This window comes from Acidovorax temperans (assembly GCF_006716905.1).
Classification (GTDB): Bacteria; Pseudomonadota; Gammaproteobacteria; order Burkholderiales; family Burkholderiaceae_C; genus Acidovorax; species Acidovorax temperans.
This window is the reverse complement of record NZ_VFPV01000002.1, coordinates 731,785-754,112: the sequence shown is the minus strand read 5'-3', so window position 1 is coordinate 754,112 and position 22,328 is coordinate 731,785. Positions and strand designations below refer to the sequence as shown.

The window sequence follows — 22,328 nt, the reverse complement described above, 5'->3', positions numbered from 1 at the left end:
AAAGCTAACTCTCAAGTACTGCCGCAATGGCCGCAATGCTCTGCTCCATAGAAGCACGGTCAAACATGTCTTGCTGCAGGCACGCTGCCATCTGTGGCTGCAGGCGAATGGCTTCGTCCAATGCAGGATCAGAGCCGCTCATGTAGGCCCCCACTTGCACCAGATCACGACTTTTCTGATAGCGCGAGTAGACGGCGCGAAAGCGACGCGCTAGATCGAAATGCTCACGCGACACCACGTTGTGCATCACACGGGATGCCGACTGCTCGATATCAATCGCCGGGAAATGACCTGACTCCGCAAGTGCTCTGGATAAAACGATGTGTCCATCGAGAATGGCGCGCGCTGAGTCTGCAATCGGATCTTGCTGGTCATCGCCTTCAGAGAGCACGGTATAAAACGCTGTAATCGATCCCACTCCATGCAGCCCGTTGCCACTGCGCTCGACCAATTGAGGCAACTTCGCAAAACAAGATGGGGGATAGCCTTTGGTGGCTGGCGGCTCACCAATGGCCAGCGCAATTTCTCGCTGCGCCATGGCGTAGCGGGTCAGCGAATCCATCAGCAGCAGCACATGCTTGCCTTTGTCCCTGAAATGCTCAGCCACCGCAGTAGCGTATGCCGCACCTTGCATGCGCAGCAAAGGCGGCGCATCAGCGGGGGCAGCAACCACGACAGAGCGGGCACGACCATCTTCACCCAAAATATCTTCGACAAACTCTTTAACCTCGCGCCCCCGCTCGCCAATGAGTCCCACCACGATCACATCCGCACGGGTGTAACGGGCCATCATTCCAAGCAATACGCTCTTGCCAACCCCAGAGCCCGCAAACAGGCCCAGACGTTGGCCACGCCCAACCGTCAACAACGCGTTGATCGCACGAACGCCAGTATCCAAAGGCTCCCGTACAGGATCCCGATCCATGGCATTGATCTGACGACGATCCATGGGTTCCGCCACCACATCCTGCACGGGCCCCCCATGATCCAGCGGAAGCCCCTGTGCATCCACCACACGGCCCAGCAACCCATCGCCCATCGGTAAGCGCAAGACACCTGCGCGTGCTACAGGCTTGGCGACCTCCCCTAGTCGAGGGGGCGGAATGTAGGGCGCGGCAGGCGTCACGCTGGCGCCACTGGACAGACCATGAATGTCGCCAGCGGGCATCAAAAATGCCTTGTCGGCAGAGAAACCTACGACCTCTGCCAGCACTGGGGTATGTCCAGGCATCTGAACCATGCACTGCGAGCCCACGGGTACCCGAATTCCTGCCGCCTCCAATACCAAGCCCGTCAGGCGCGTCAAGGTCCCGCGTGTCTCCAGAGGCACGCCGGCACGGACACGCTCACGAGCATCACTCATGAAACGCTCCCAGGAAGAAGCAGGCTCAATTGCCATGGCTATCGGCCTCTTGTTTTGCCTCTTGCCAGGGGCTCTGCAACCCCAGCGCCGCTACAGCCCTCTCCCAACGCTTGGATACCGATGCATCCACCACTGTTCCGCCAGACTCAACCAAGCAGTCTCCCGATGGAACTGCGGCATCGGGGAGCCACTGAACGGAGGCGCTTTCGGTCATAGCTTGCAAGGGCTGCTGAACTGCAGCCAAGTCTGCAGGATTGAGCCGCACCACGGCAGGGCGACCTTCTGCAATCAGCATGGAAACAGCCTCTCGCACCGCAGGCAAAAGAACCTGCGGGTTGCAAGAGAGCTCCTGCCGAACGACCTGACGAGCAATATCGCACGCAAGAGCCAACACATCCTGAGCCATTTGCTGCTGCATGCCAGCCATGGAGGACTCCATGGACCTTGATACAGACAGCAGACTTTGGGCCAATTCCTGGCCTTGCTGGGCGACATAGTCGTCCATGCGACGCTGCCACTCCAGAGCAGTCTCCGCCTGGCCCTGAGCAAAGCCCTTGGCGTAAGCGTCATCGCAGGCTTGTTGAACCAAGGCTAACTGCGCCGCCTCATCAAACACCGGCTCTTCGGGCAAGGCCACAGGTTCTGGCTCAGGCTCCGGTGGCAGCAGGTCGGAGCCATCCACCGCACCGAATTTCCATTGCGTGACAGCGCCCACCTCCTCACTGGGGATGAAGCGTGAGTAATGACGATGATTAGACGAAGGCATCATCACCACCACCGCCAATCACAATCTGGCCTTCGTCCGACAAACGACGCACTGTCTTGAGAATTTCCTTCTGCTGTGCTTCCACTTCCGAGAGACGCATGGGGCCACGCGACTCGAGATCCTCACGTAGGGCCTCGGCAGCGCGGGAAGACATATTGGAGAGGAATTTTTCGCGCAACTCCGGTACTGCGCCCTTGAGCGCAACAATAAGGGTTTCGGAAGCGACTTCCTTGAGCACGATCTGGATGGATTTGTCGTCCAGCTTGAGGATGTCCTCGAAGACAAACATCTTGTCCATGATCTTCTGGGCCAGGTCGGGGTCGTAACCACGGATGGACTCGAGCACCACAGCATCCATGTTGCCGCCCAGCAAATTGATGATTTCTGCGGCCGCCTTGACACCGCCCAAAGAGCTCTTGCGGATCTTGTCTCCGCCCGCAAGCACTTTGAACAGCACTTCGTTCAAGTCTTTCAAAGCCGTTGGCTGAATACCTTCCAGCGTCGCCACCCGCAGCAACACTTCACTGCGCTGACGGTCCGACAACTGCTGCAGGATGCCTGCAGCCTGCTCGGAATCAAGATGCACAAGAATGGCGGCAACGATCTGTGGGTGCTCATTGCGCAGCAACTCTGCCACCGACAACGGGTCCATCCACTTCAGGCTTTCAATGCCAGAAACATCTCCGCCCTGCAAGATACGGTCAATCAACAACGATGCCTTGTCATCCCCAAGAGCACGGCGGAGCACAGAACGAACGTAATCGCCCGTGTCAGAAACCAAGAGGCTCTGCGCAGAAGCAGCGTCAGAGAAGCGGTTGATCACGCGGTCAACCTTCTCGCGCGAGACCGACTTCATGCGCGCGATAGTCTCCCCAAGCTTCTGCACTTCTTTAGGAGAAAGATGCTTGAATACTTCCGCAGCCTCCTCTTCGCCAAGAGACATCAGCAGAATCGCCGCGTCGTTCAGACCTTCTTCATCCATGAGACATCATCCATTCAGTCACAGGCGCCTCAAGCGGCATCGCCGTGCACCCAAGTTTTCAGGATATTAGCCACAGCCACCGGATTGGCCTTGGCCAATACCCGAGCCTCTTCCAGCCGGAGTTGCTCTGGAGTGACCTCCACAACCTCATCCTTCTTGGAGGGAGCAGGGAGTGCAGGCCGATCTGGCTCATCCGCTTCCAGCGCGCTGAGCTGACCACCCGCCACAGGAACTGCTGCAGCAGGTTTGGCAGTGCCCTTCAGTGCAGGCCTTACCAATCCCAGCAGAACCAAAGCGGCAAACAACACGGCACCCAAAGGCCAAGCAAAGGTTTTAGCCAACTCAATCGTCTCAGGCTGCTTCCACAGCGGCACAGCAGCTGCTGGAATCTCAGAAGTCAGGAAAGGCGTGTTCATCAGATTCACGGAATCTCCACGCTCCTTGTTGAAGCCAATGGTTTCACGCACCAAACCCGTCATCTGTTCGATCTGCTCTGGGGTAAGCGGCTTGGGCGATGCACCACCCTTCTCCTCGGCCAGGGCTTGATAGTTGACAACCACAGCAGCACTCAGGCGCTTGATGGCCCAGTTATTACCACGGGTCACCTTCACCGTCTTGTCCACTTCGTAGTTGGTGGTGGACTCGCGCTTGCTGGTGCTCTCCTCGGCCCCCTGCTGCCCACCCGCTGTGGGCGCCGGATTGGCTCCGTTGACAGGCGCAGCAGACGGAGCGGGCGGCTGATTGGCCACAGCGCCAGGCACACCCGTTGCAGTTTTATTGGCAGTACCGCTGCTCTCAAGCACCTGCTGGCTACGAATGGCGCCAGAGTCTGGGGTCTGGTTGGGGCGGAATTGCTCTGAAGTCGATTCTGTCCGGCTGAAGTCCAACTCTGCGCTGACCTGGGCCTTGACATTGTTGCGCCCGACTACAGGCTCCAAAATCTCCATGATGCGGCGAGCGTACTGCTGCTCGATCTGCTGCACGTACAACAGCTGTTGAGCATTGATGCCTTCTTCCCCCGCAGCATCGGGAGACTGAGACAACAGCTTGCCTGTGTCGTCCAGCACACTGACCGCCGAAGGGGCAAGCTCTGGGACGCTGGAGGCAACCAGGTGAACAATGCCTGCCAACTGGGCTCGATCCAGTATGCGCCCCGGATGCAAACTCACCAAAACCGATGCCGATGGTTTTTGCTGCTCCCGGAAAAAACCGTTCTGATTGGGCAGCGCCAGATGCACCCGCGCCCCTTGTACTGATGACAGCGCCTGGATGGAGCGCGTCAATTCACCTTCAAGCCCACGTTGAAAGTTAAGCCGTTCCTGAAACTGCGTCATCCCAAACCGGTTTGCCTCCATCAACTCAAATCCGGTCACCGAACCACGGGGTAAGCCCTGCGTAGCGAGCCGCAGTCGCACATCGTGCACCCTCTCGGCGGGGATGAGGATTGCCCCGCCCCCATCCGCGTGCTTGTAAGGCACGTTCATTTGCGACAACTGGGCAACGATGGCTCCACCATCCTTGTCGCTCAGGTTGGAGAAAAGTACTTTGTAGTCAGGCTGACGGCCCATCACCATGGCTGCAACCGCAGCAACCACCAACAACGCGATGCCAGCACCCAGGCGCATGCGCTGACTACGGTCCAGCGCAGACAACCGCTGCAGCCAATTGGGGCTCGCAGAAGGAGGTGTAACAGGGACTTCAGCAACAGCAGACATCTTGCTTTCCAATGTGAGAGGCTCGGCAGAGACCTAGCGTTGGGTCGATTATTGGGGGGAGCGCCACACCATGTTGACCAGATAAGCCGCGCATTTGTCCATCTATTTCACAGGATGGTTGGCTTCGCCCTCGATAGGATCACAGCGTACCTCAATCCCTTTACGGACACTGCCATGGACCTTCGCATCTCCAGTTCCACCGCCCCCCTGTCGGGCGCCGGCCTGGCGCGCCGCGCTGCCACACCGCAGGCAGAGGGTAATGAAGTCGGCTTCTCCAGCGCGCTGAAGGGAGCCCTACAGTCGGTAAGCGCAGCCCAGAATCACTCGTCAGCGCTTCAACGAGAAGTCCAGATGGAGAACCCCTCCGTGAGCCTGGAGGAAACCATGGTCGCGATTCAGAAAGCCCAAGTTGGCTTCCAAGCGACTCTGAATGTGCGCAACCGCATGGTGCAAGCCTATACAGACATCATGAACATGCAGGTCTGACAAGACAAGTTGCCGCCCTCTCGTCGCAGCACAAATAAAAAAGCGCTTGCAATGCAAGCGCTTTTTTATTTGGAGATCACATCCCCCCGCCACAGGGGGGATGCGTCAATGCATCATCTGAGGCTGCCCCTCAAACAAGTGCTCAAACTGGGCAAGCCAAGGCTCAGCAAGGCAACGAATCTGGGCATCGTTGCGCAAGATACGTTGCATGATGCGGGTTTTCTCACGGCGATGCTCAGGCAGCAACTCGTGCTCCTGCGACTTGAAGCGCAGCTGCTCGATCAGCACGGCACAGGCGCCCTCATAGCGCACCACACCATCCCAGTCCTTGAGCTTGGCAGCCTCCAGCATCTTGGCGCTGCTGTCTTCGATGGCTTTGTAATAGTCAATCAGCATGGTGGTCATGTTCATACTCCCGCGCCTTGGGCGGTTGCGCCGTTGTTGGCGCCGATTTCGCTCCAGCTTTGCGCCACGGGGGCAATCAGGCTCACCACCTCTTCCACCAGCGCAAGGTCGTTGCGCATGTTGGCCAGGGTAAGGCGGCTAACACAGTAGTCGTACAACGCGGCCAGGTTGCTGGCAATTTCTCCGCCCTGCGCGGGGTTGAGGCCGCCCTTGAGGCCCTCTTCCAGAATGCGCACGGCCTTGCCGATCTGGCGGCCTTTTTCGGCAATATCGCCGCGCTGCAAAGCGCCGCGCGCGGCGTTAAGCGACTGGATGAGGCCATCAAACAGCATCTTGATCAGCGTGTGCGGCGAAGCGCCATCCACGCCGGACTGAACGCCCACTTGCCGATAGGCCGAGGCTGCGCGAGAACTGACGGGGGTGTACATCAACGGCTCCTTCATGTGCTACTTGTTGTTATTGATATCGGCAATTACTGGGAAAACTCAAGCAAATTTCATAGCACTTCAGGACAATGAAAGGCGGGTTATTCCGCCCTTCGAAAACTAAAATTGATAGCTGCTGACGCTTACCCTGAAAGGGCCAGAGCCATAAATCACCCAAATCAACCCTTGGTATTGTTCCACTGGGTGACCTGTTGATTCACATAGCTGCTCAACTCCGTCAGCTTGCCCATGCTGGCGTCGAGCCGGCTGTATTGCGCCTCGATCCGCGCCTTGGTTCTGCTGATGCGGTCAGACACACGCTCCTGCTCCTTGGTGTTGCGGTCAGACTCTGACTTCAGCGCACTGCTGCGCGTGCTCAGCGTGCCGCTCGAGTTCAGCAAACCCGCCGCAAAGTCCTTGAGCCGCAAGGCCAGGCCGTCAGAGCCATTGGTGCCGCCATCGGCCATGAAAAAGGTGCGCACATCGTCCGGCTTCGCCAGCGCTGCATCCAGCTTGGTGGCATCCACCTTGAGCGAGCCGTCTTTCTGAAACTCCACACCCAGGTCAGACAGGCGCCCCACAGCCGTGCCCGCCGGCCCGCTGCCGCCCACCATGCGCCGCAATGCGGCCTGCAAGCCCAGGGCTGTGGAGTCGCCCTGCAGCGTGCCACCCGTCTTGGTGGCCGCGTCGTACTTGGTCATTTCGGCCAGCGCATTGCTGATGGCGTTGAATGAAGACACAAAATTGTTGATGCTGGTCTTGGCCGCCGCGGTGTCGCGCTTGATGCTCACCTCCACCGGCCCGGTGTCGGTGGTCGTTTTCAACACCGTCAGCTTGACGCCCGCAATGGCTTCGAGCGTGTTGCTTTGCGACGAAACCGCCACGCCATTGATGGTGGCCTTGGTGTTCAAGGCCGACTGGGTGAGCGCCAGCCCGCCGGTTGCATTGGCCGGGTCGAAGGCCAGCCGCCCCAAGCCCGTGCCATTGGTAATGGCCACACCCTCGGTGGCGGGAGCCACCGGCTCGGCCAGCGCCTGCACCCGAAACGCCGAAGCCTCGCCCGTGGCGCTGGAGCGCATCAGCAAGCGCTCGCCCGCGTCATCCTTCAGCACCGTGGCAGTCACCCCGGCGCCAGCGGCGTTAATTTTGTCGGCTATCTGGCTGAGGGTGTCGGTAGCGCCCACCGACACATTCACGGCGGCGCCACTGCCCTTGGTAAACGTGGCCGGGCCGCTGGTGCTCCACGCGCCCAGTTCAATGCGCAGCGTGCCCGCACCCACAGGGCTGCCCGCAGGCGCCAAAGGGGCAGACCCCGCCATTTGCGCGCGCGCCATTTGACTCACTTCCACGCTGAACGCAGTTACCGCTGCCGCCGTGGTGGCGGTGCCTGAAATGGCGGCGTTGCTGGAGCTGACCGACATAGCATCCCAGTTGCTGGCCGTGGCCAGCTTGGAAGCCATGTCTTGCAGATTGGCCATTTGCGACTGCAATTGCCCATAGGCCGACAGCTTGGCGGTAATGGAAGAAGCCTTGGTTTGCAGCTGCGACAGCGGCTTTTGCTCTAGCGCCACCAGCTGCGAAACAATGCTTTTGACATCCAGGCCACTGCCGATGCCTGCGGAAGAAATTGCCATGTGAACCTCCAGTTCCGGTGGCCTGGATTGTGAACCGATTCACCCCCAGCCACACCTGCGACGCGATGCGCAACCGACCCAGCCCAAACGATTTGGACCCTGCCTATAAGGGTTATCGGTCAGTTGGGCGCTCAACTTGAGGCCCACCGAAAACGCCCAGCAAAGCGCGCCACGCGCGCCAGCGGGTTTACTGCAGCAACTTGAGCACGTTCTGTGGCAGCTGGTTGGCCTGCGCGACCATGGCGGTGCCGGCCTGCTGCAGGATTTGCGCGCGGCTGAGGTTGGCGGTTTCGGCCGCGAAATCCGCGTCCATGATGCGGCTCTTGGCGGCCGAGAGGTTTTCAGCCGACATCGACAGATTTTCTACCACTGCGCTGAAACGGTTTTGGATGGCACCCAGGTCCGCGCGTGCGGAATTCACGGTGTTCAGCGCTGCGTCCATGGCCAGGATGGCGTTGTCTGCGCCCGCCGTCGTGGAAATGTCCAGGTTGAGGAAACCGGTCTGAGCGGTGCCCGGCGTCACAGTCGCGGAGCCTGCAGTGAGACCCGTTGTGGCGGTGGTTGCTGTTCCCGACAGGGCCAGGGTGAACGCATTGGCAGAGGTCAGGGTTACCAAACCCCCTGAATCTGCCGTTGCAGTCACGCCGGTCTCAACACTCATGGCGTTGATGGCAGCTGCCACGTTGGCGCCCTGAGCCGGTGCTGCACCACCTGCTGCCACTGCGCCAATATTGATGCCGTTGATTTTGATATCCCCAGCAGTGACGGCCGTGAATGCCGATGCCGCAGCCCCTGTCATCGCTGCCGACGACGGTGTGGTCCAAGTACCAAGCTGATCGATGTTCGCATTGGCGATGGCCGCGATGTTGATGGTTTGGCCTTGGTTGGCGCCGACCTGGAATGCCTGGCTGGTGAACGAGCCGTCCAGGAGCTTGGTGCCGTTGAATGCCGTCTGATTGGCAACCCGTCCAATTTCGCCCTTGAGCTGGGAGACTTCCTTTTGCAGCGCTGCGCGGTCGTCGCTGGAGTTGGTGGCATTGCGCGACTGCACTGCCAGTTCGCGGATGCGCTGCAGGTTGTTGCCAATGGCGCTGAGTGCGCCTTCCGCCGTCTGGGCCAGCGAAATGCCGTCGTTAGCATTGCGCGAGGCCTGGTTCAGGCCACGCACTTGCGTGCTCATGCGCTCAGAGATGGCCAGGCCGGCCGCGTCGTCCTTGGCGCTGTTGATGCGCAGGCCCGAGGACAGGCGCTGCATCGAGGTCGACAGCGAATTCTGCGACGTGCTGAGGTTGCGCTGCGCGTTGAGCGACTGAACATTGGTGTTGATAGTGGCTGCCATGATGTATAGCTCCTTTAAATTTAGCCAGTAAACCGGCACTTGCAGTGACCGTTTGCATGCCAGCAAGTGCGCTGGCTCATCAGCCGGATGCAGGGCAGCCCCACGTTTTCCGGATGGCCCATTGTTGGATGACTCGCCGCTTGGCATTGCACCGATAAAGGGGTGAAACCTGGAGCTTTTCGCTGTCATCGGCAGCAGCAGCAGTGCCAGCTGCGCACCCTGAAAAAGAAAATGCCAGTCAGTGTGAACTGACTGGCATGAGTGCCAAAGTGACTTTCCGCGCGGCCCCTTTGCAGGAGCCGACACTTGTTATGTCATCAACGCAGCAGCGACAAGACGCCTTGGGGAAGCTGGTTGGCCTGCGCGACCATGGCGGTGCCGGCCTGCTGCAGGATTTGCGCGCGGCTGAGGTTGGCGGTTTCGGCCGCGAAATCCGCGTCCATGATGCGGCTGCGCGAGGCGGACAGGTTTTCCGTTGTCGTGGCCAGGTTTTCCACTACCGAGCTGAACCGGTTTTGCACCGCACCCAGATCCGCCCTCGAGGAGTTCACAGCCTTCAAAGCTGCGTCCATGGCCAGGATGGCGTTGTCTGCGCCCGCCGTCGTGGAAATGTCCAGGTTGAGGAAACCGGTCTGAGCGGTGCCCGGCGTCACAGTCGCGGAGCCTGCAGTGAGACCCGTTGTGGCGGTGGTTGCTGTTCCCGACAGGGCCAGGGTGAACGCATTGGCAGAGGTCAGGGTTACCAAACCCCCTGAATCTGCCGTTGCAGTCACGCCGGTCTCAACACTCATGGCGTTGATGGCAGCTGCCACGTTGGCGCCCTGAGCCGGTGCTGCACCACCTGCTGCCACTGCGCCAATATTGATGCCGTTGATTTTGATATCCCCAGCAGTGACGGCCGTGAATGCCGATGCCGCAGCCCCTGTCATCGCTGCCGACGACGGTGTGGTCCAAGTACCAAGCTGATCGATGTTCGCATTGGCGATGGCCGCGATGTTGATGGTTTGGCCTTGGTTGGCGCCGACCTGGAATGCCTGGCTGGTGAACGAGCCGTCCAGGAGCTTGGTGCCGTTGAATGCCGTCTGATTGGCAACCCGTCCAATTTCGCCCTTGAGCTGGGAGACTTCCTTTTGCAGCGCTGCGCGGTCGTCGCTGGAGTTGGTGGCATTGCGCGACTGCACGGCCAGCTCGCGGATTCGCTGCAGGTTGTTGCCAATGGTGCCCAGCGCCCCTTCGGCCGTTTGTGCCAGCGACACGCCGTCGTTGGCGTTGCGTGCAGCTTGGTTCAACCCACGGATTTGGGTGCTCATACGCTCAGAGATTGCCAAGCCAGCGGCGTCGTCCTTAGCGCTGTTGATGCGCAGGCCCGACGACAGGCGCTGCATGGACGTGGACAGCTGGCTTTGCGATGCGCTCAGGTTGCGCTGTGCGTTGAGCGACTGAACGTTGGTGTTGATGACTGCCATGGTGATAGCTCCTTGTGTAACTTAAAGCCCGAACGAGCGGTATTGCTTTCGGTGTCTCAAATGCCAGCACACGCTGGCTGCCCAACCCGTTGGCGCTCCACTTGTGTGTTGTGGTTTGCCTTCGGGGACAGGGCTTTTGTTCCCTGTTGCTTTGGTTATCGGAACTATGTGCAACAAACTTTAGGGCTGGCGTAACTTTTTGTGTATCAATAGCGGCACACGTCTTTTCGTTTGGTCGTCAGTCAGGTTATTTTTGCTATTTTTTAATAGCGGTTAGCGCTTGCCAATAATGGACTTTAGGCATATTTCGCTTGTACTTCTCTACGGCGTCGGTGTTGGGTTGGTTTCGATGCGCTGATGCCGCAGGCTTTGGTATGCAGCACGAGCGCAGAGCGCCGCTTGACACGAGCGACAGGCGGACTCATGGCGCGAAGCGGGCGGTGATCCGAGGCAAGTGACAGAGGTGAGGGTTCACTGCGAGCAGCTGCGGTAGGCTGCGCCGGTGAAATGCGCTGCTTGAACAAGGGCCAGTGAGCAGCCATGGCGGACGCTCAGCACAGCGGTGCGCAGTGCGGCCAGTGGCCAGTGGCCAGTGGCCAGTGGCCAAAATACACCAGCAACGCAATCTGGCAGCCCAAGCGGGTCTTGTTTGCACCAATGAAGTGGCAAGACTCTGCCAGAATCGCCCCATGCTAGTCATCATTGGTTACATCGTTAGTCTCGGCTGTATCTTCGGCGTGTACATCGTTCACGGCGGGAACATCCAGGTCATCCTGAAAGCCCTTCCCTTTGAGATGATCACCATCGGGGGCAGTGCCCTGGGCGCGTTTGTGGTCAACAACCAGCCCAAGGTGCTCAAGGCCACGCTCAAGGCGATTCCGCAGGCGCTCAAGGGCAGCAAGTACACCAAGGCACGCTATATGGAGCTGCTGGCGATGTTGTACGAAATCCTTCAGAAAGCCCGCAAAGAAGGCCTGATGGCGATTGAAAAAGACGTGGAAGCGCCCCACGAATCCGAAATCTTCAAGAAGTACCCCGTGGTGGGCAATGACCACCACGTGATCGAGTTCACTACCGACTACCTGCGCATGATGGTGTCTGGCAACCTGAACTCGCACGAGATCGAAGCGCTCATGGACGCCGAAATCGACACCCACCATGCAGAAGCCCATGCCCCGGTGGCGGCCATCGCCCGCCTGGCCGGCGCTCTGCCTGCGTTTGGTATCGTGGCTGCGGTGCTGGGGGTGGTGAACACCATGGGCTCGGTGGGGCAGCCCCCATCGGTACTGGGCGGCATGATCGCCTCGGCGCTGGTGGGCACGTTTCTGGGGATCTTGCTGGCCTACGGTTTCGTTGAGCCGCTGGGCGGCCTGCTGGAGCAAAAGACCGAAGATGCCGCCAAAGAATTCCAGTGCATCAAATCCACGTTGCTTGCCAGCATGCAGGGCTACAACCCGGCCACAGCGATTGAGTTTGGCCGCAAGGTGCTGTTCTCCACAGACCGCCCCACGTTCTCAGAGCTGGAAGGCCACGTGAAGGGCAAGAAGTAACCGGATTGCACTGTGGCAGAAAAAAAACTTCAACCCATCATCATCAAGCGCGTCAAAAAGGGCGGCCATGCCGCCCACGGCGGCGCGTGGAAGATCGCCTACGCCGACTTTGTGACGGCCATGATGGCCTTCTTTCTGATGATGTGGCTGCTGGGGTCTACCGCCAAGGGCGAGCTGCAGGGCATTTCAGACTATTTCAGTTCACCACTCAAAGTGGCCATGGCCGGTGGAGATGGTTCGGGCAACAGCTCCAGCGTCATCCCGGGTGGGGGCAATGACCTTTCGAAAGTGCACGGGCAGGTGCGACGCTCTGACGCAGACTCGGAAAAAGCGCGCCGCCAGAGCATTGACACCGCCAGAGCCGAGCGCGCCAAGCAAGATGCCCAGCGCATCAAGACACTACAAGCCAAAATCGACGCGCTGATCACGGAAAACCCGCGCCTGAACGAATACAAGTCGCAAATTCGCATCGATGTGACGCCGGATGGCCTGCAAATTCAGATCGTGGACGATCAAAACCGCCCGATGTTCGACAGCGGCAGCGCGATGGTGAAGCCTTACATGCGCGACATCCTTCGGGAAATTGGTGCGGCGCTCAACGGTGTGGAAAACCGCGTGAGCCTTGCCGGTCACACCGATGCCGTGCCCTACAGCAACAGCGACCGTGGCTACAGCAACTGGGAATTGTCTTCCGACCGGGCCAATGCCACCCGCCGGGAACTGGTGGCGGCTGGCATGCCAGATGCCAAATTGGGACGGGTCGTGGGGCTCGCAGCCAGCGATCTGCTAGAACCAGACAACCCTCGGTCCGCCGCCAACCGCCGCATTACCATCACGGTATTAACCCGTGAAGCTGAAGAAAGACTCATGGGAAAAGGGACTCCCACCGTAACATCGACTGAACTGTCGATGGAAAAGCAGGAAAATCCCGAGGAGGGCAGGTAGACGTTACGCCTTGTCACAAAACCTGCCACACTTGACAATATCAGACATTTCGACCGAAAGGGTCCCACGTGACCACAGCCCTTCGCTTTCTTATCGTTGACGACTTCTCCACCATGCGCCGCATCGTTCGCAACCTGCTCAAGGAAAGCGGCTTTCCAGATGCCGATGAGGCGGAAGATGGCGTCGCTGCGCTCAACAAGCTGCGCAATGGCAAATTTGATTTTGTCGTCACTGACATCAACATGCCGAACATGAACGGCTTTCAGCTGCTATCTGAAATCAAAAAAGACGACAAGCTCAAGCACCTGCCGGTTCTCATGGTCACTGCCGAGGCGCGCAAGGAAGACATTGTTGCCGCCGCCCAAGGGGGCGCTGCGGGCTACATCGTCAAGCCGTTCACCAAAGCCACTCTGGAAGAAAAAGTTCTGCTGATCCTCAAGAAAATGGGACTGTGAAGCCATGGACACGCCAGAAATCACCCCTGCGGAGGCGGCAACAGATATCCATCACAAGATCGGACAGCTGACCCGGCAGCTCCACGATTCGCTGAACGAATTGGGCTTTGCGGAAAAACTGCGGGGCTCCATGGGTGAGTTGCCCGATGCCCAGAGCCGCCTTTCCTACATAGCGCGGTTGACCGGCGAAGCCGCCGAAAAAGTGCTCAGCCGCGTGGAACTGGCCAAGGCCCAGCACGACTTCATCGCCTCGGAAACCCGGCGTGTGGTGGATTCATTGGTCAAAGACCCGGTCGCCGCGGTTGCCAAGGGTGAAATCTTCAACTTCCTGACGGACGTGGAACGCGTCACGAAAGAGGCCGACGTTCACCTGACCGAAATCATGATGGCGCAGGACTTCCACGACCTGACAGGCCAGGTGATTACCAGGGTGGTAAATCTGGCAGCAACCATCGAAGAACAACTGGTGCAGCTTCTCATCCAGACGGCTCCAGCAAATGCCCAGGTCGTCGTACCCACGCCAGAGCCAGCCAAGCTGCAAGGCCCGGTGGTGGATCCCGAGAACACCCCGGACATCGTGACCGATCAATCCCAGGTGGACGATCTTCTCGCCAGTTTGGGATTCTGATCCTGGCAGCATTCTGCGATGCTTGAATAAGGGGCCCCAGCGGCCCCTTTTCCGCCTTTAGATTTCTGAGCTGCTTACGACAATGGCATGACCCAGCCGTCATGCCATCATGGACTCCAGCCAAGACAAAGAATTACCCGCCACGGAGCGCAAGCTACAAAAAGCGCGCGAAGATGGCCAAGGTGCGCGCTCGCAGGACTTGTCACACCTGGCCATCCTGGGTGCAGGAGCTGCCAGCATTCTGGTCCTGGCACCTACGCTCATGGACCACTTGCAAAAGGCCCTGAGCCAACAACTCGTGTTTGACTCGCGCACGGTCATGACGCCCGGCAGCATGCTCGAACGCATGCAAGCCGTGGTCATGGTGGGGCTGGTCGCCAGCGTGGTGTTTGCCGTGCTGACCAGCATGGCAGCCGTCATCAGCGCCATTGGTGCGGGTGGCTGGATCTTCAGTACCAAGCCCATCACGCCGCAATTCAACCGCCTGAACCCCATCACGGGCTTCACCAACCTGTTTGCGAAGCAGCAACTGGCCAACGTGGCCAAGATGGTGCTCATGACGTCCACCCTGGCTTTTGTGGCCTGGAAGTACATGGGCAACAGCATCGAGAGCATTGCGATGCTGGTATTACAACCTTCCACCAGCGCCATTCGCGCCATGGCCGAATGGCTCACCACCGGGGTCAGCATGCTGCTGCTGGTGGTCTTTCTGGCCGCACTGATCGACATTCCGCTGCAGGCCTTCTTCTTCAAATCGGGCCTCAAGATGTCCCACGAAGAAGTCAAGAAAGAACACAAGGAAGCCGAAGGCGACCCCCACACCAAAGGCCGCATCCGCCAAAAGCAACGCGAACTGGCCGACCGTGCCAGCGTGGGCGCTGTGCCCAAGGCTGATTTTGTGGTGATGAACCCCACCCACTACGCCGTGGCACTCAAGTACGACGAAGCCACCATGTCAGCCCCCCAGGTGATTTCGCGCGGCACCGACCTGGTGGCCATGCGCATTCGTGATTTGGCCAAGGGCCACGACATTCCGGTGCTGCAGTCGCCCATGCTGGCGCGCGCCTTGTATGCGCACGCCGGGCTGGACCAACCCATTCCGGCCACCCTGTACACCGCGGTAGCCCAGGTGCTGGCCTATGTTTACCGGCTCAAGGCAGCCATGCGCGGCCAGGGCCGCATGCCCGGCGAGCTGGTCGAACCGTACGTACCGCCAGAACTCGATCCACACAACAAGCTTTCGGCCCAGGCCAAAGGTGAATCTGCATGAACACCTCCGTCAACTACCTGAAATTGTGGGCGGGCAAGAACACCTCGGTTCTGCAAGGCATGTCCGCCCCCCTGCTGGTCGTGGCCATTCTGGCGTTGATGGTGCTGCCCATCCCCGCATGGCTGCTGGACACTTTCTTCACCCTCAACATCGCCGTTGCCCTGATGGTGATGATGGTCGCGGCCTACATGATCCGGCCGCTGGACTTCGCAGCCTTCCCATCGGTGCTGCTGCTGACCACGCTGATGCGCCTGTCGCTCAACGTGGCTTCCACCCGCGTGGTGCTGCTGGAAGGTCACACCGGCCCTGGCGCAGCAGGCGCAGTGATTGAGGCCTTTGGCCACTTTCTGATCGGTGGCAACTTTGCCGTGGGTCTCATCGTGTTTGCCATCCTGGTGGTCATCAACTTCATCGTGGTGACCAAGGGTGCCGAGCGTATTGCCGAAGTGTCAGCCCGCTTCACCCTGGATGCGATGCCAGGCAAACAGATGGCTGTGGACGCGGACTTGAATGCTGGCCTGATTGACGAGAAAGAAGCCAAACGCCGCCGTGCTGAGGTGGGAGAAGAAGCCAACTTCTTCGGCTCCATGGACGGTGCCTCGAAGTTCGTGCGCGGCGATGCCGTGGCCGGTATCCTGATTTTGCTGATCAACATCGTGGGCGGCTTCACCATTGGCGTGCTGCAACACGGTCTCACGGCCAAGGAAGCCGCCGACAGCTACATCCTGCTGGCCATCGGTGATGCGCTGGTTGCCCAGATTCCTGGCCTGCTGATTTCCGTAGCCGCCGCCATGGTGGTGTCGCGCGTCGGCAAAGAGCACGACATGGGCCGCCAGATCGTGCAGCAGCTCTTCATGTCGCCCCGCGTGCTGGGCGTGACGGCCGGCATTCTGATCATGCTGGGGCTGATTCCCGGCATGCCCCACATCGTGTTTCTGGTGATTGGCACCGCGTTTGGCTATGGCGCGTGGACGCTGTACCAGCGCCAGCAAGCCCCCGCCGAACCCGAGGCCCCACCCGCACCACCCACAACCGATGGCGAAGCCACCTGGGACGACCTGCAGCCCATCGACCTGCTGGGCCTGGAACTGGGCTACCGTTTGATCTCGCTGGTGGACAAGAACCGCCAGGGCGACCTGCTCACCCGCATCAAGGGCGTGCGCCGCAAGTTTGCGCAGGAAGTGGGTTTCCTGCCCCCTGCCGTGCATGTGCGCGACAACCTGGAACTCAAGCCCAGCGCCTACCGCATCACCCTGCGCGGCGTGGTGGTGGGCGAAGGCGAGGCCTTCCCCGGCATGTTCCTGGCCATCAATCCCGGCGGCATCACCACGCCCCTGATCGGCACGCCCACCACCGACCCTGCATTCGGCCTGCCAGCACACTGGATTGACGATCGCCAAAAGGAAGCGGCACAAATGGCGGGTTTTACCGTCGTTGATTCAGAAACCGTGATGGCGACGCATTTGTCACACTTGATGCAAGTCCAGGCAGCCAAGCTCCTCAGTCGCACCGAAACCCAGCAACTGGTGGAACACGTAGGCAAGCTGGCCCCCAAGCTCATCGAAGAAGTGGTTCCGAAAATGGTGTCGATCGCAACGTTCCAGAAAGTTCTCCAGCTGCTGCTGGAAGAGTCTGTGCACATCCGCGACATCCGCACCATCATCGAAACCCTGGCCGAGCACGCTGGTACGGTGTCCGACCCTGTGGAGCTGGCACGGCGCGTGCGCATTGCACTGTCGCCCGCCATCGTCCAGCAGATCTACGGCCCCACCCGCGAACTCAACGTCATCGCCATCGAGCCTGGGCTGGAACGCCTCTTGGTACAGGCCTTGGGCAATGCCGCCGGTCCCGCGCTGGACCCCGGCGTGGCCGACATCCTGACCCAGAAGGCCGCCGAAGTGGCCCTGAAGCAGGAAGAAATGGGCTTGCCCGCCTGCCTGCTGGTGCCAGACCAAATCCGCAATGCCATCTCCCGCTTGGTGCGCCGTGTCGCTCCCCGCCTGCAGGTGCTTGCGCACAGTGAAATTCCCGAGACCCACACCATCCGGATTGGGCCCATTCTCAGAGGTGCATCAGCATGAACATCAAACGCTTTACCGCCCCCACCTCCCGCGAGGCATTGGCCAAGGCGCGCATGGCCTTTGGCGAGGGCACCCTCATCCTGTCCAACCGGCCCACCGCCAACGGCGTGGAAGTGGTGGCAACCGCCGAAGACACCCTGTCTGCGCTGGACAGCGCGGCCCAAGGCTCGGGCAGCCCCGCACCACAAGGTGGCCGCGACTTCCAGGATTCGCGCCCCCATGATGACGACCGGCTCGGCGGCAAGAACAACCACCGTGCAGCACCCCGCGCTACACAGATGGCGGCCCCCGCCAGCCGCCACAACCCGGTGGAAGAAGACACCGAACAGCTGGCAATGAGCACACTGTCGTTCCAGGACTACGTGCGCGAGCGCATGCTGCGCCGCCGCCATGAAGCCATGAACGGCCCGTCCACGCCGCCCACCTTTGCCGAGCGCAGCCGCGACCAAGACCGCGACTTCCCCCGCGAACGCCCTGCTGCCCCTGCCGTGGTGCGCCACAACCCCCTGCGCTCCATCCCCATGGACCTGCCCCAGCCCGCGCCACGGCGCAAGGCCGAGCCCGCAGCGGCCGCCATCTCCATGGCCCAGCAGCAAAGCCTGATGAACGAGCTGCACGCCATGAAGGAGATGATTGAAGACCGCTTCAACACCATGGCATGGCTGGGGCAGGCCAAGCAAAACCCCATCCAGTCCAACCTGATGCTGAAGATGATTCGCGCAGGTTACTCGCCCGCCCTGGCGCGCGCAGTGCTGGAACGTCTGCCCGAAGACCTGTCCGCTGGCGACTCCGTGCGCTGGCTGATGGAAGTGCTGGAGCGCAACCTCAAGACCGACGAACACGACGTACCGCTGTACGAGCAAGGCGGCATCTTTGCCCTGGTGGGCTCTACCGGTGTAGGCAAGACCACCACCACGGCCAAGCTGGCTGCACTGTGCGCCCGCGTGCATGGCCCTGGCAGCGTGGGCCTGATCACGCTCGACACCTACCGCGTGGGAGCCCATGAACAACTGCGCACCTATGGCCGCATGCTGGGCATCGTGGCCCACCTGGCCCATGACCGTGCCGCGCTGCAAGACCTGCTGGGTCTGCTCAGCGGCAAGAAGATGGTGTTGATCGACACCACCGGCGTGGCACCGCGCGACCCCCGCAAGCGCAGCATGCTGGACGTGCTGGACCTGCCCCATGTGAACCGCCTGCTGGTGCTCAACGCAGGCTGCCACGGCGACACGCTGGACGATGTGCTGACCTCGTTCAAGACCGCGGGCTCGCAGCAGGCCATCTTGTCGAAGGTGGACGAAGCCGTGAAGCTCGGTCCCTCTATCGACGCGCTCATCCGCCACCAAATGGTGTTGCGCGGTGTGACCAACGGCCAGCGCGTGCCCGAAGACTGGGAAGCCGCCGAGGCGCACAAGCTCATCAGCGCATCCATGCGTGCACCCGTCAAATCCGCTTTCGACCCCAAGTCGGTGGAGCTGAACTACTACTTCTCGAACGCGCCTGAGGCCCTGAGCGAGAAAGGACTGGTTGATGCTTGATACCGGTTTTCACCAAGCGGCGGGCCTGAACAGCTTTACGCCCCAGGCGCAGTTGCGTGTGCTGGCGGTGGCCAGCCAGGAGCGTGCTTCCAGCGGCCTGGAAATGCTCTGGCAGATCTGCGCCAACCTGCAGCGCCTGGGATACCCGGTGGCGGTGCTGGACGGCACAGCGCTGGAAACCGATGAATCCCCCGGCCTCAGCCATCTGCTGCAAGCCCCCTGGAACGATGGGCTGAATGCCAGCGCATCAGTCACTTCGGTGGCGGTGCTGCCTGCAGCCCGGGGCATGCTCCAGCTGCAACGCCAGGCCTACAGCGAGGGCACACCGCCTTTGCAGAGCCTGCAGCCCTATTTCCGCGCCTACGGCATGCTGGTGCTGCACGCGCCTGCGGGCCTGCTGGCACCTTTGCTCACCCATACCAGCACCATTCCGCTGGCGGTGATGGAGGGTGGTTCGGCCGGGGTGCTCTCTTGCTACAAAAGCCTCAAGCACATCGCCACGCACACGGGGTTGCCCTGTACAGTGGCGTCTGTGCTGCAAACCGATACACCCGCGGAACGACGCAAAGTGCTGGGAGCCTTGCAAACGCTGCAGGACTGTGCCGAGCGTCATCTGAGCGGGCGCGTGCGCACCGCCACCGTGTCGGCCAATAACCCCCACGACGTTCAACGCTTGGCCTTGCAACTGCTGGAAAACGCGGGCACCATCCATGGGCCGCAGGGCACCTTGTCCTCGGGCAGTTTGAAGGGTTTTTCAGAAGTATCTGCACAACCCATCCGGAGCCACTGATCTGTGATGTACACCGCCAAAGGCCAGCTCGATCGTGATGCGCTGATCCGCCAGCATGTTCCGCTGGTTCGACGGATTGCGCACCACATGATTGCGAAGCTGCCTCCCAATGTGGAGCTGGACGACCTGATCCAGGTGGGCATGATGGGCTTGGCGGAAGCCCTCTCGCGCTACGAAACCGCCCAGGGAGTGCAGTTCGAAACCTTCGCCAGCCAGCGCATCCGCGGGGCCATGCTCGACGAGTTGCGCGAGAGCGACTGGATGTCGCGCAGTTCGCGCAAAAGCCAGAAAGACATTGAGCACGCATTGCACCGTCTGGAGCAAAAGCTGGGGCGCAGCCCGCTCGAATCAGAAATCGCCGCAGAGATGGAACTGAGCCTGGCCGAGTACCAAAGCCTGCTGAGCAAAGTGCGCGGCACCCAACTGGTGTATCTGGAAGACATGACCCATGGCGGGGACGACGAAGACGGTTTTCTGGACCGCCACGTTGCCGACGCCGGGGCGGACCCGGCAGAGCTGCTGCGCGACCAGCGCCTGCGGGCCTCACTCGTCAACGCCATCAAGAGCTTGCCCGAGCGGGAGCAATACATCATGGGCATGTACTACGAGCACGACATGAACCTCAAGGAAATTGCCGCCGTGCTCGGCGTGACCGAATCGCGCGTGTGCCAACTGCACAGCCAGTCCATCGCACGCCTGCGCGCCAAAATGCGCAGCCACTGACGCCACCCCGCAGGGTTTGCAATAAAAATAGCTTCTAGCGCTTGATAGGCAAGCGCTGGAAGCTATTGTTTTTATAGCAAACTATTCCAATTGAAATTGGCCCGCCGCGCGCCACAACTGCAGGTCGCCAGGGACGGGATACCCACGCCTGCGAAGTACAGGCAACGCACGTGCAAGAAACTCAGCCTGCCGAACGGTAGATTCGCGCCACCGCGCCCGCCTTGCTCGGGCCAGCTTGGGGGTTGCCGTAGGTGGCCGACTGGGCACTGCCCGCCTGGGGAACCACCACGGCGACTTGCCGGTCGGTGATCACGGATACACGGGCCAGGTTGTCACGTTGGACGGCCAGTTGCTGGCCAATGGCGGCCAGCCGTTTTTCAAACTGAGGGGGAAGTTGGGCGGCGGAAATGCCTTTGGATTGCTCCAGCACCCAGGTAAATCGAGCGGCTGCGTCGCGCAGCGCAGTGCTGGCGGTCTCCAGCGCAGGGGCATCCAGGGACAGCAAGGCCCCTGAAACTTGTTCGATGTGTTGCTCTACAGCGGTGAGGGCTTCTTCTAACGACATGGTGGAGATGCGCTAGCCCAAGCCCGATGGATCTGGTGCTCAGCCGCGCGAACGGGAAAAGATTTCTTGGGCGCCGGACAGCATTTTGTCTGCAATCACCTCAGCGTTGACCTTGAACGTGCCATTGCCAATCGCTGCGCGCACTTCGCTGACCCGCTTGGCATCAAATTCACTGGACGTGCGGCCGGACTGCTCCAGTGCCCGGGCCGAGCCAGACACGGTGACAGGCACACCGGCGGCCGACGCAGCTGCAGCGCCTTTCGCCACCCCTTCGGCTGCTGGGGCTGGACTTTTGGCTTGCTTGGCAAGCCCTGTCTGCGCCAATGCGCCCGGGAGTTCCGGTTTTTGACCTATCTTCATCGCTCTCTCCACCACCCCGGTGATGTGGGGCTCAGTAGCAATGTTTTCGACCCGTTTTCGCAGGACTTTAGGTGTTTATGCGGGCAAATCCTCAAAGAGTGATGGTCACCGTTCCATCTTCGGAAACAATTCCACTCACTATCCGACCATTGTCCATTCTCACGCGCACAGTCTGCCCGACAGAGCCGGCAGACAGCGCTTGACCTGCAGAAGTCACAGCATAACCCGGGCCTTGGGCTGACACACGCACCTGGGCGCCGGCCTTGAACAGGCTGGGGGCTTTGACCATGGACTGGCGCAAGGCCTGCCCGGCCATCAATTGGCGCGTGGCCGTTTGGCCCAGCCACGCCTCTGGGTTTGCCAGCACCGGCGCAGCGTCTGCGGCCCAGTCGACTTCCGCCTGGGCTGCATCGTTGGCCGTCAGCACCGCGCCGGGGGCGACATTGCCCGTGAGCACCCAGGCCGGACCCCAGGCCTTGATGGTGACAGGCAGGAACACATTCCAGGCGGAACTGCCCTCTACGCAGCGCAAACCCAGCCGGGTGCGCCCCCACAGGCGCGAGCCTGCAGGCAGATAAGGTTCCACACGACTGCAAGGGGCCAGGCGCAGGCGGCTGTCCAGGGTGCCCACGCTCACCTCCATGCGCAGCGTGGCGCCGGGGGCCTGGTTGCGGGTCAGGGCGTCGTCCAGCCAGCGCTGGGTGAGCGCGCCGAGCTCTGAGGCCGGATCGGCCACGGCTTGCGCCTGTGCGGCGCCCGCAAAGACAAAAGCCGACAGGGCCAGCCAGGCACAACGAAAAAATGAAAGGGACGGCATGGTGAGCACTCTCCAGTAATGGCGC

The 22,328-nt window shown here is 60.6% G+C and carries 22 protein-coding genes; 10 read left to right on the top strand and 12 right to left on the bottom strand.

The features are described 5' to 3' along the window. Window positions 1-4: 4 nt before the first annotated feature. Genes fliI through fliF form a run of 4 tightly spaced genes read right to left on the bottom strand, consistent with a single transcriptional unit; the run spans window position 5 to window position 4,826 of the window. Window positions 5-1,399, bottom strand: coding sequence for a flagellar protein export ATPase FliI (gene fliI / locus BDD18_RS11715; RefSeq protein WP_142083359.1), 1,395 nt, complete (start codon window positions 1,397-1,399; stop codon window positions 5-7). Next, entirely contained in the window at window positions 1,389-2,132 is a 744-nt protein-coding gene (locus BDD18_RS11710; protein ID WP_198846609.1) for a FliH/SctL family protein, read from the bottom strand. Before BDD18_RS11710 ends, fliI begins: the two co-directional genes overlap by 11 nt. Then, a complete protein-coding gene (fliG, locus tag BDD18_RS11705) occupies window positions 2,116-3,111 on the bottom strand; it encodes a flagellar motor switch protein FliG (protein ID WP_044402246.1) in 996 nt (331 codons plus the stop codon). Before fliG ends, BDD18_RS11710 begins: the two co-directional genes overlap by 17 nt. Window positions 3,112-3,140: 29 nt before the next feature. After that, the gene (gene fliF, locus BDD18_RS11700; RefSeq protein WP_142083357.1) at window positions 3,141-4,826 is read right to left on the bottom strand and encodes a flagellar basal-body MS-ring/collar protein FliF; all 1,686 of its coding nucleotides are present in this window, start codon (window positions 4,824-4,826) and stop codon (window positions 3,141-3,143) included. A 174-nt stretch (window positions 4,827-5,000) separates the two neighbouring features. Between fliF and fliE the strand changes: the two genes are divergently transcribed. Beyond that, window positions 5,001-5,312 (top strand): flagellar hook-basal body complex protein FliE, encoded by a 312-nt coding sequence (fliE, locus tag BDD18_RS11695; protein WP_066692865.1) that lies wholly within the window; start codon window positions 5,001-5,003, stop codon window positions 5,310-5,312. A 105-nt stretch (window positions 5,313-5,417) separates the two neighbouring features. Here the strand turns inward: fliE and BDD18_RS11690 are convergent, their stop codons facing one another. The 5 genes from BDD18_RS11690 to BDD18_RS11670 form a co-directional block, all read right to left on the bottom strand. Continuing rightward, complete coding sequence (locus BDD18_RS11690; RefSeq protein ID WP_066692859.1) at window positions 5,418-5,717, bottom strand: flagellar protein FliT; 300 nt, start codon at window positions 5,715-5,717, stop codon at window positions 5,418-5,420. A 2-nt stretch (window positions 5,718-5,719) separates the two neighbouring features. Beyond that, the gene (gene fliS / locus BDD18_RS11685) at window positions 5,720-6,145 is read right to left on the bottom strand and encodes a flagellar export chaperone FliS (protein WP_066692862.1); all 426 of its coding nucleotides are present in this window, start codon (window positions 6,143-6,145) and stop codon (window positions 5,720-5,722) included. Window positions 6,146-6,321: 176 nt separating this feature from the next. Beyond that, window positions 6,322-7,776, bottom strand: a complete 1,455-nt coding sequence (gene fliD / locus BDD18_RS11680; RefSeq protein WP_142083356.1) for a flagellar filament capping protein FliD — start codon at window positions 7,774-7,776, stop codon at window positions 6,322-6,324. A 187-nt stretch (window positions 7,777-7,963) separates the two neighbouring features. Continuing rightward, window positions 7,964-9,115, bottom strand: coding sequence for a flagellin (locus BDD18_RS11675; protein ID WP_142083354.1), 1,152 nt, complete (start codon window positions 9,113-9,115; stop codon window positions 7,964-7,966). A 317-nt stretch (window positions 9,116-9,432) separates the two neighbouring features. Beyond that, window positions 9,433-10,581 (bottom strand): flagellin, encoded by a 1,149-nt coding sequence (locus BDD18_RS11670; protein ID WP_142083352.1) that lies wholly within the window; start codon window positions 10,579-10,581, stop codon window positions 9,433-9,435. Window positions 10,582-11,270: 689 nt separating this feature from the next. On the opposite strand from BDD18_RS11670, the gene motA reads away from it, so the two are divergent. The 9 genes from motA (at window position 11,271) to BDD18_RS11625 (ending at window position 20,561) form a co-directional block, all read left to right on the top strand. Further along, window positions 11,271-12,131, top strand: coding sequence for a flagellar motor stator protein MotA (gene motA, locus BDD18_RS11665; RefSeq protein ID WP_142083350.1), 861 nt, complete (start codon window positions 11,271-11,273; stop codon window positions 12,129-12,131). A 12-nt stretch (window positions 12,132-12,143) separates the two neighbouring features. After that, on the top strand, window positions 12,144-13,076 hold the full coding sequence (gene motB, locus BDD18_RS11660) for a flagellar motor protein MotB (protein WP_066692952.1): 933 nt from the start codon (window positions 12,144-12,146) through the stop codon (window positions 13,074-13,076). A gap of 68 nt (window positions 13,077-13,144) precedes the next feature. Continuing rightward, entirely contained in the window at window positions 13,145-13,531 is a 387-nt protein-coding gene (cheY, locus tag BDD18_RS11655) for a chemotaxis response regulator CheY (protein WP_066692949.1), read from the top strand. A gap of 4 nt (window positions 13,532-13,535) precedes the next feature. Then, on the top strand, window positions 13,536-14,159 hold the full coding sequence (locus BDD18_RS11650) for a protein phosphatase CheZ (protein ID WP_066787437.1): 624 nt from the start codon (window positions 13,536-13,538) through the stop codon (window positions 14,157-14,159). 109 nt (window positions 14,160-14,268) lie between these two features. Beyond that, the gene (locus tag BDD18_RS11645; RefSeq protein ID WP_142083348.1) at window positions 14,269-15,429 is read left to right on the top strand and encodes an EscU/YscU/HrcU family type III secretion system export apparatus switch protein; all 1,161 of its coding nucleotides are present in this window, start codon (window positions 14,269-14,271) and stop codon (window positions 15,427-15,429) included. After that, window positions 15,426-17,510 carry a flagellar biosynthesis protein FlhA gene (flhA, locus tag BDD18_RS11640; protein WP_066692941.1) on the top strand — a complete coding sequence of 695 codons (2,085 nt, stop codon included), beginning with the start codon at window positions 15,426-15,428 and terminating at the stop codon, window positions 17,508-17,510. Before BDD18_RS11645 ends, flhA begins: the two co-directional genes overlap by 4 nt. Next, a complete protein-coding gene (gene flhF / locus BDD18_RS11635; protein WP_142083346.1) occupies window positions 17,507-19,048 on the top strand; it encodes a flagellar biosynthesis GTPase FlhF in 1,542 nt (513 codons plus the stop codon). The genes flhA and flhF overlap by 4 nt, the downstream gene beginning before the upstream one ends. Further along, window positions 19,041-19,838, top strand: a complete 798-nt coding sequence (locus BDD18_RS11630; protein ID WP_142083344.1) for a hypothetical protein — start codon at window positions 19,041-19,043, stop codon at window positions 19,836-19,838. The genes flhF and BDD18_RS11630 overlap by 8 nt, the downstream gene beginning before the upstream one ends. A gap of 6 nt (window positions 19,839-19,844) precedes the next feature. Further along, window positions 19,845-20,561, top strand: a complete 717-nt coding sequence (locus tag BDD18_RS11625) for an RNA polymerase sigma factor FliA (protein ID WP_066692935.1) — start codon at window positions 19,845-19,847, stop codon at window positions 20,559-20,561. 181 nt (window positions 20,562-20,742) lie between these two features. Here BDD18_RS11625 and BDD18_RS11620 read toward each other — a convergent pair whose 3' ends face one another. The 3 genes from BDD18_RS11620 to flgA all read right to left on the bottom strand — a co-directional run bounded on the left by BDD18_RS11620 (window position 20,743) and on the right by flgA (window position 22,303). Continuing rightward, window positions 20,743-21,126: a hypothetical protein gene (locus BDD18_RS11620; RefSeq protein WP_142083343.1), complete on the bottom strand. Its 384-nt coding sequence runs from the start codon at window positions 21,124-21,126 to the stop codon at window positions 20,743-20,745. A 39-nt stretch (window positions 21,127-21,165) separates the two neighbouring features. Beyond that, window positions 21,166-21,486, bottom strand: coding sequence for a flagellar biosynthesis anti-sigma factor FlgM (gene flgM / locus BDD18_RS11615; protein ID WP_066692929.1), 321 nt, complete (start codon window positions 21,484-21,486; stop codon window positions 21,166-21,168). 91 nt (window positions 21,487-21,577) lie between these two features. Next, a complete protein-coding gene (gene flgA / locus BDD18_RS11610) occupies window positions 21,578-22,303 on the bottom strand; it encodes a flagellar basal body P-ring formation chaperone FlgA (RefSeq protein WP_142083341.1) in 726 nt (241 codons plus the stop codon). Window positions 22,304-22,328: the final 25 nt, after the last annotated feature.

Bases quoted from the DNA above. Each gene is read 5' to 3' on its own strand.
- fliI (WP_142083359.1), bottom strand. From the start codon at position 1,399: ATGGCAATTGAGCCTGCTTCTTCCTGGGAGCGTTTCATGAGTGATGCT.
- BDD18_RS11710 (WP_198846609.1), bottom strand. From the start codon at position 2,132: ATGATGCCTTCGTCTAATCATCGTCATTACTCACGCTTCATCCCCAGT.
- fliG (WP_044402246.1), bottom strand. From the start codon at position 3,111: ATGGATGAAGAAGGTCTGAACGACGCGGCGATTCTGCTGATGTCTCTT.
- fliF (WP_142083357.1), bottom strand. From the start codon at position 4,826: ATGTCTGCTGTTGCTGAAGTCCCTGTTACACCTCCTTCTGCGAGCCCC.
- fliE (WP_066692865.1), top strand. From the start codon at position 5,001: ATGGACCTTCGCATCTCCAGTTCCACCGCCCCCCTGTCGGGCGCCGGC.
- BDD18_RS11690 (WP_066692859.1), bottom strand. From the start codon at position 5,717: ATGACCACCATGCTGATTGACTATTACAAAGCCATCGAAGACAGCAGC.
- fliS (WP_066692862.1), bottom strand. From the start codon at position 6,145: ATGTACACCCCCGTCAGTTCTCGCGCAGCCTCGGCCTATCGGCAAGTG.
- fliD (WP_142083356.1), bottom strand. From the start codon at position 7,776: ATGGCAATTTCTTCCGCAGGCATCGGCAGTGGCCTGGATGTCAAAAGC.
- BDD18_RS11675 (WP_142083354.1), bottom strand. From the start codon at position 9,115: ATGGCAGCCACTATCAACACCAATGTTCAGTCGCTCAACGCGCAGCGC.
- BDD18_RS11670 (WP_142083352.1), bottom strand. From the start codon at position 10,581: ATGGCAGTCATCAACACCAACGTTCAGTCGCTCAACGCACAGCGCAAC.
- motA (WP_142083350.1), top strand. From the start codon at position 11,271: ATGCTAGTCATCATTGGTTACATCGTTAGTCTCGGCTGTATCTTCGGC.
- BDD18_RS11650 (WP_066787437.1), top strand. From the start codon at position 13,536: ATGGACACGCCAGAAATCACCCCTGCGGAGGCGGCAACAGATATCCAT.
- BDD18_RS11645 (WP_142083348.1), top strand. From the start codon at position 14,269: ATGGACTCCAGCCAAGACAAAGAATTACCCGCCACGGAGCGCAAGCTA.
- flhA (WP_066692941.1), top strand. From the start codon at position 15,426: ATGAACACCTCCGTCAACTACCTGAAATTGTGGGCGGGCAAGAACACC.
- flhF (WP_142083346.1), top strand. From the start codon at position 17,507: ATGAACATCAAACGCTTTACCGCCCCCACCTCCCGCGAGGCATTGGCC.
- BDD18_RS11630 (WP_142083344.1), top strand. From the start codon at position 19,041: ATGCTTGATACCGGTTTTCACCAAGCGGCGGGCCTGAACAGCTTTACG.
- BDD18_RS11625 (WP_066692935.1), top strand. From the start codon at position 19,845: ATGTACACCGCCAAAGGCCAGCTCGATCGTGATGCGCTGATCCGCCAG.
- BDD18_RS11620 (WP_142083343.1), bottom strand. From the start codon at position 21,126: ATGTCGTTAGAAGAAGCCCTCACCGCTGTAGAGCAACACATCGAACAA.
- flgM (WP_066692929.1), bottom strand. From the start codon at position 21,486: ATGAAGATAGGTCAAAAACCGGAACTCCCGGGCGCATTGGCGCAGACA.
- flgA (WP_142083341.1), bottom strand. From the start codon at position 22,303: ATGCCGTCCCTTTCATTTTTTCGTTGTGCCTGGCTGGCCCTGTCGGCT.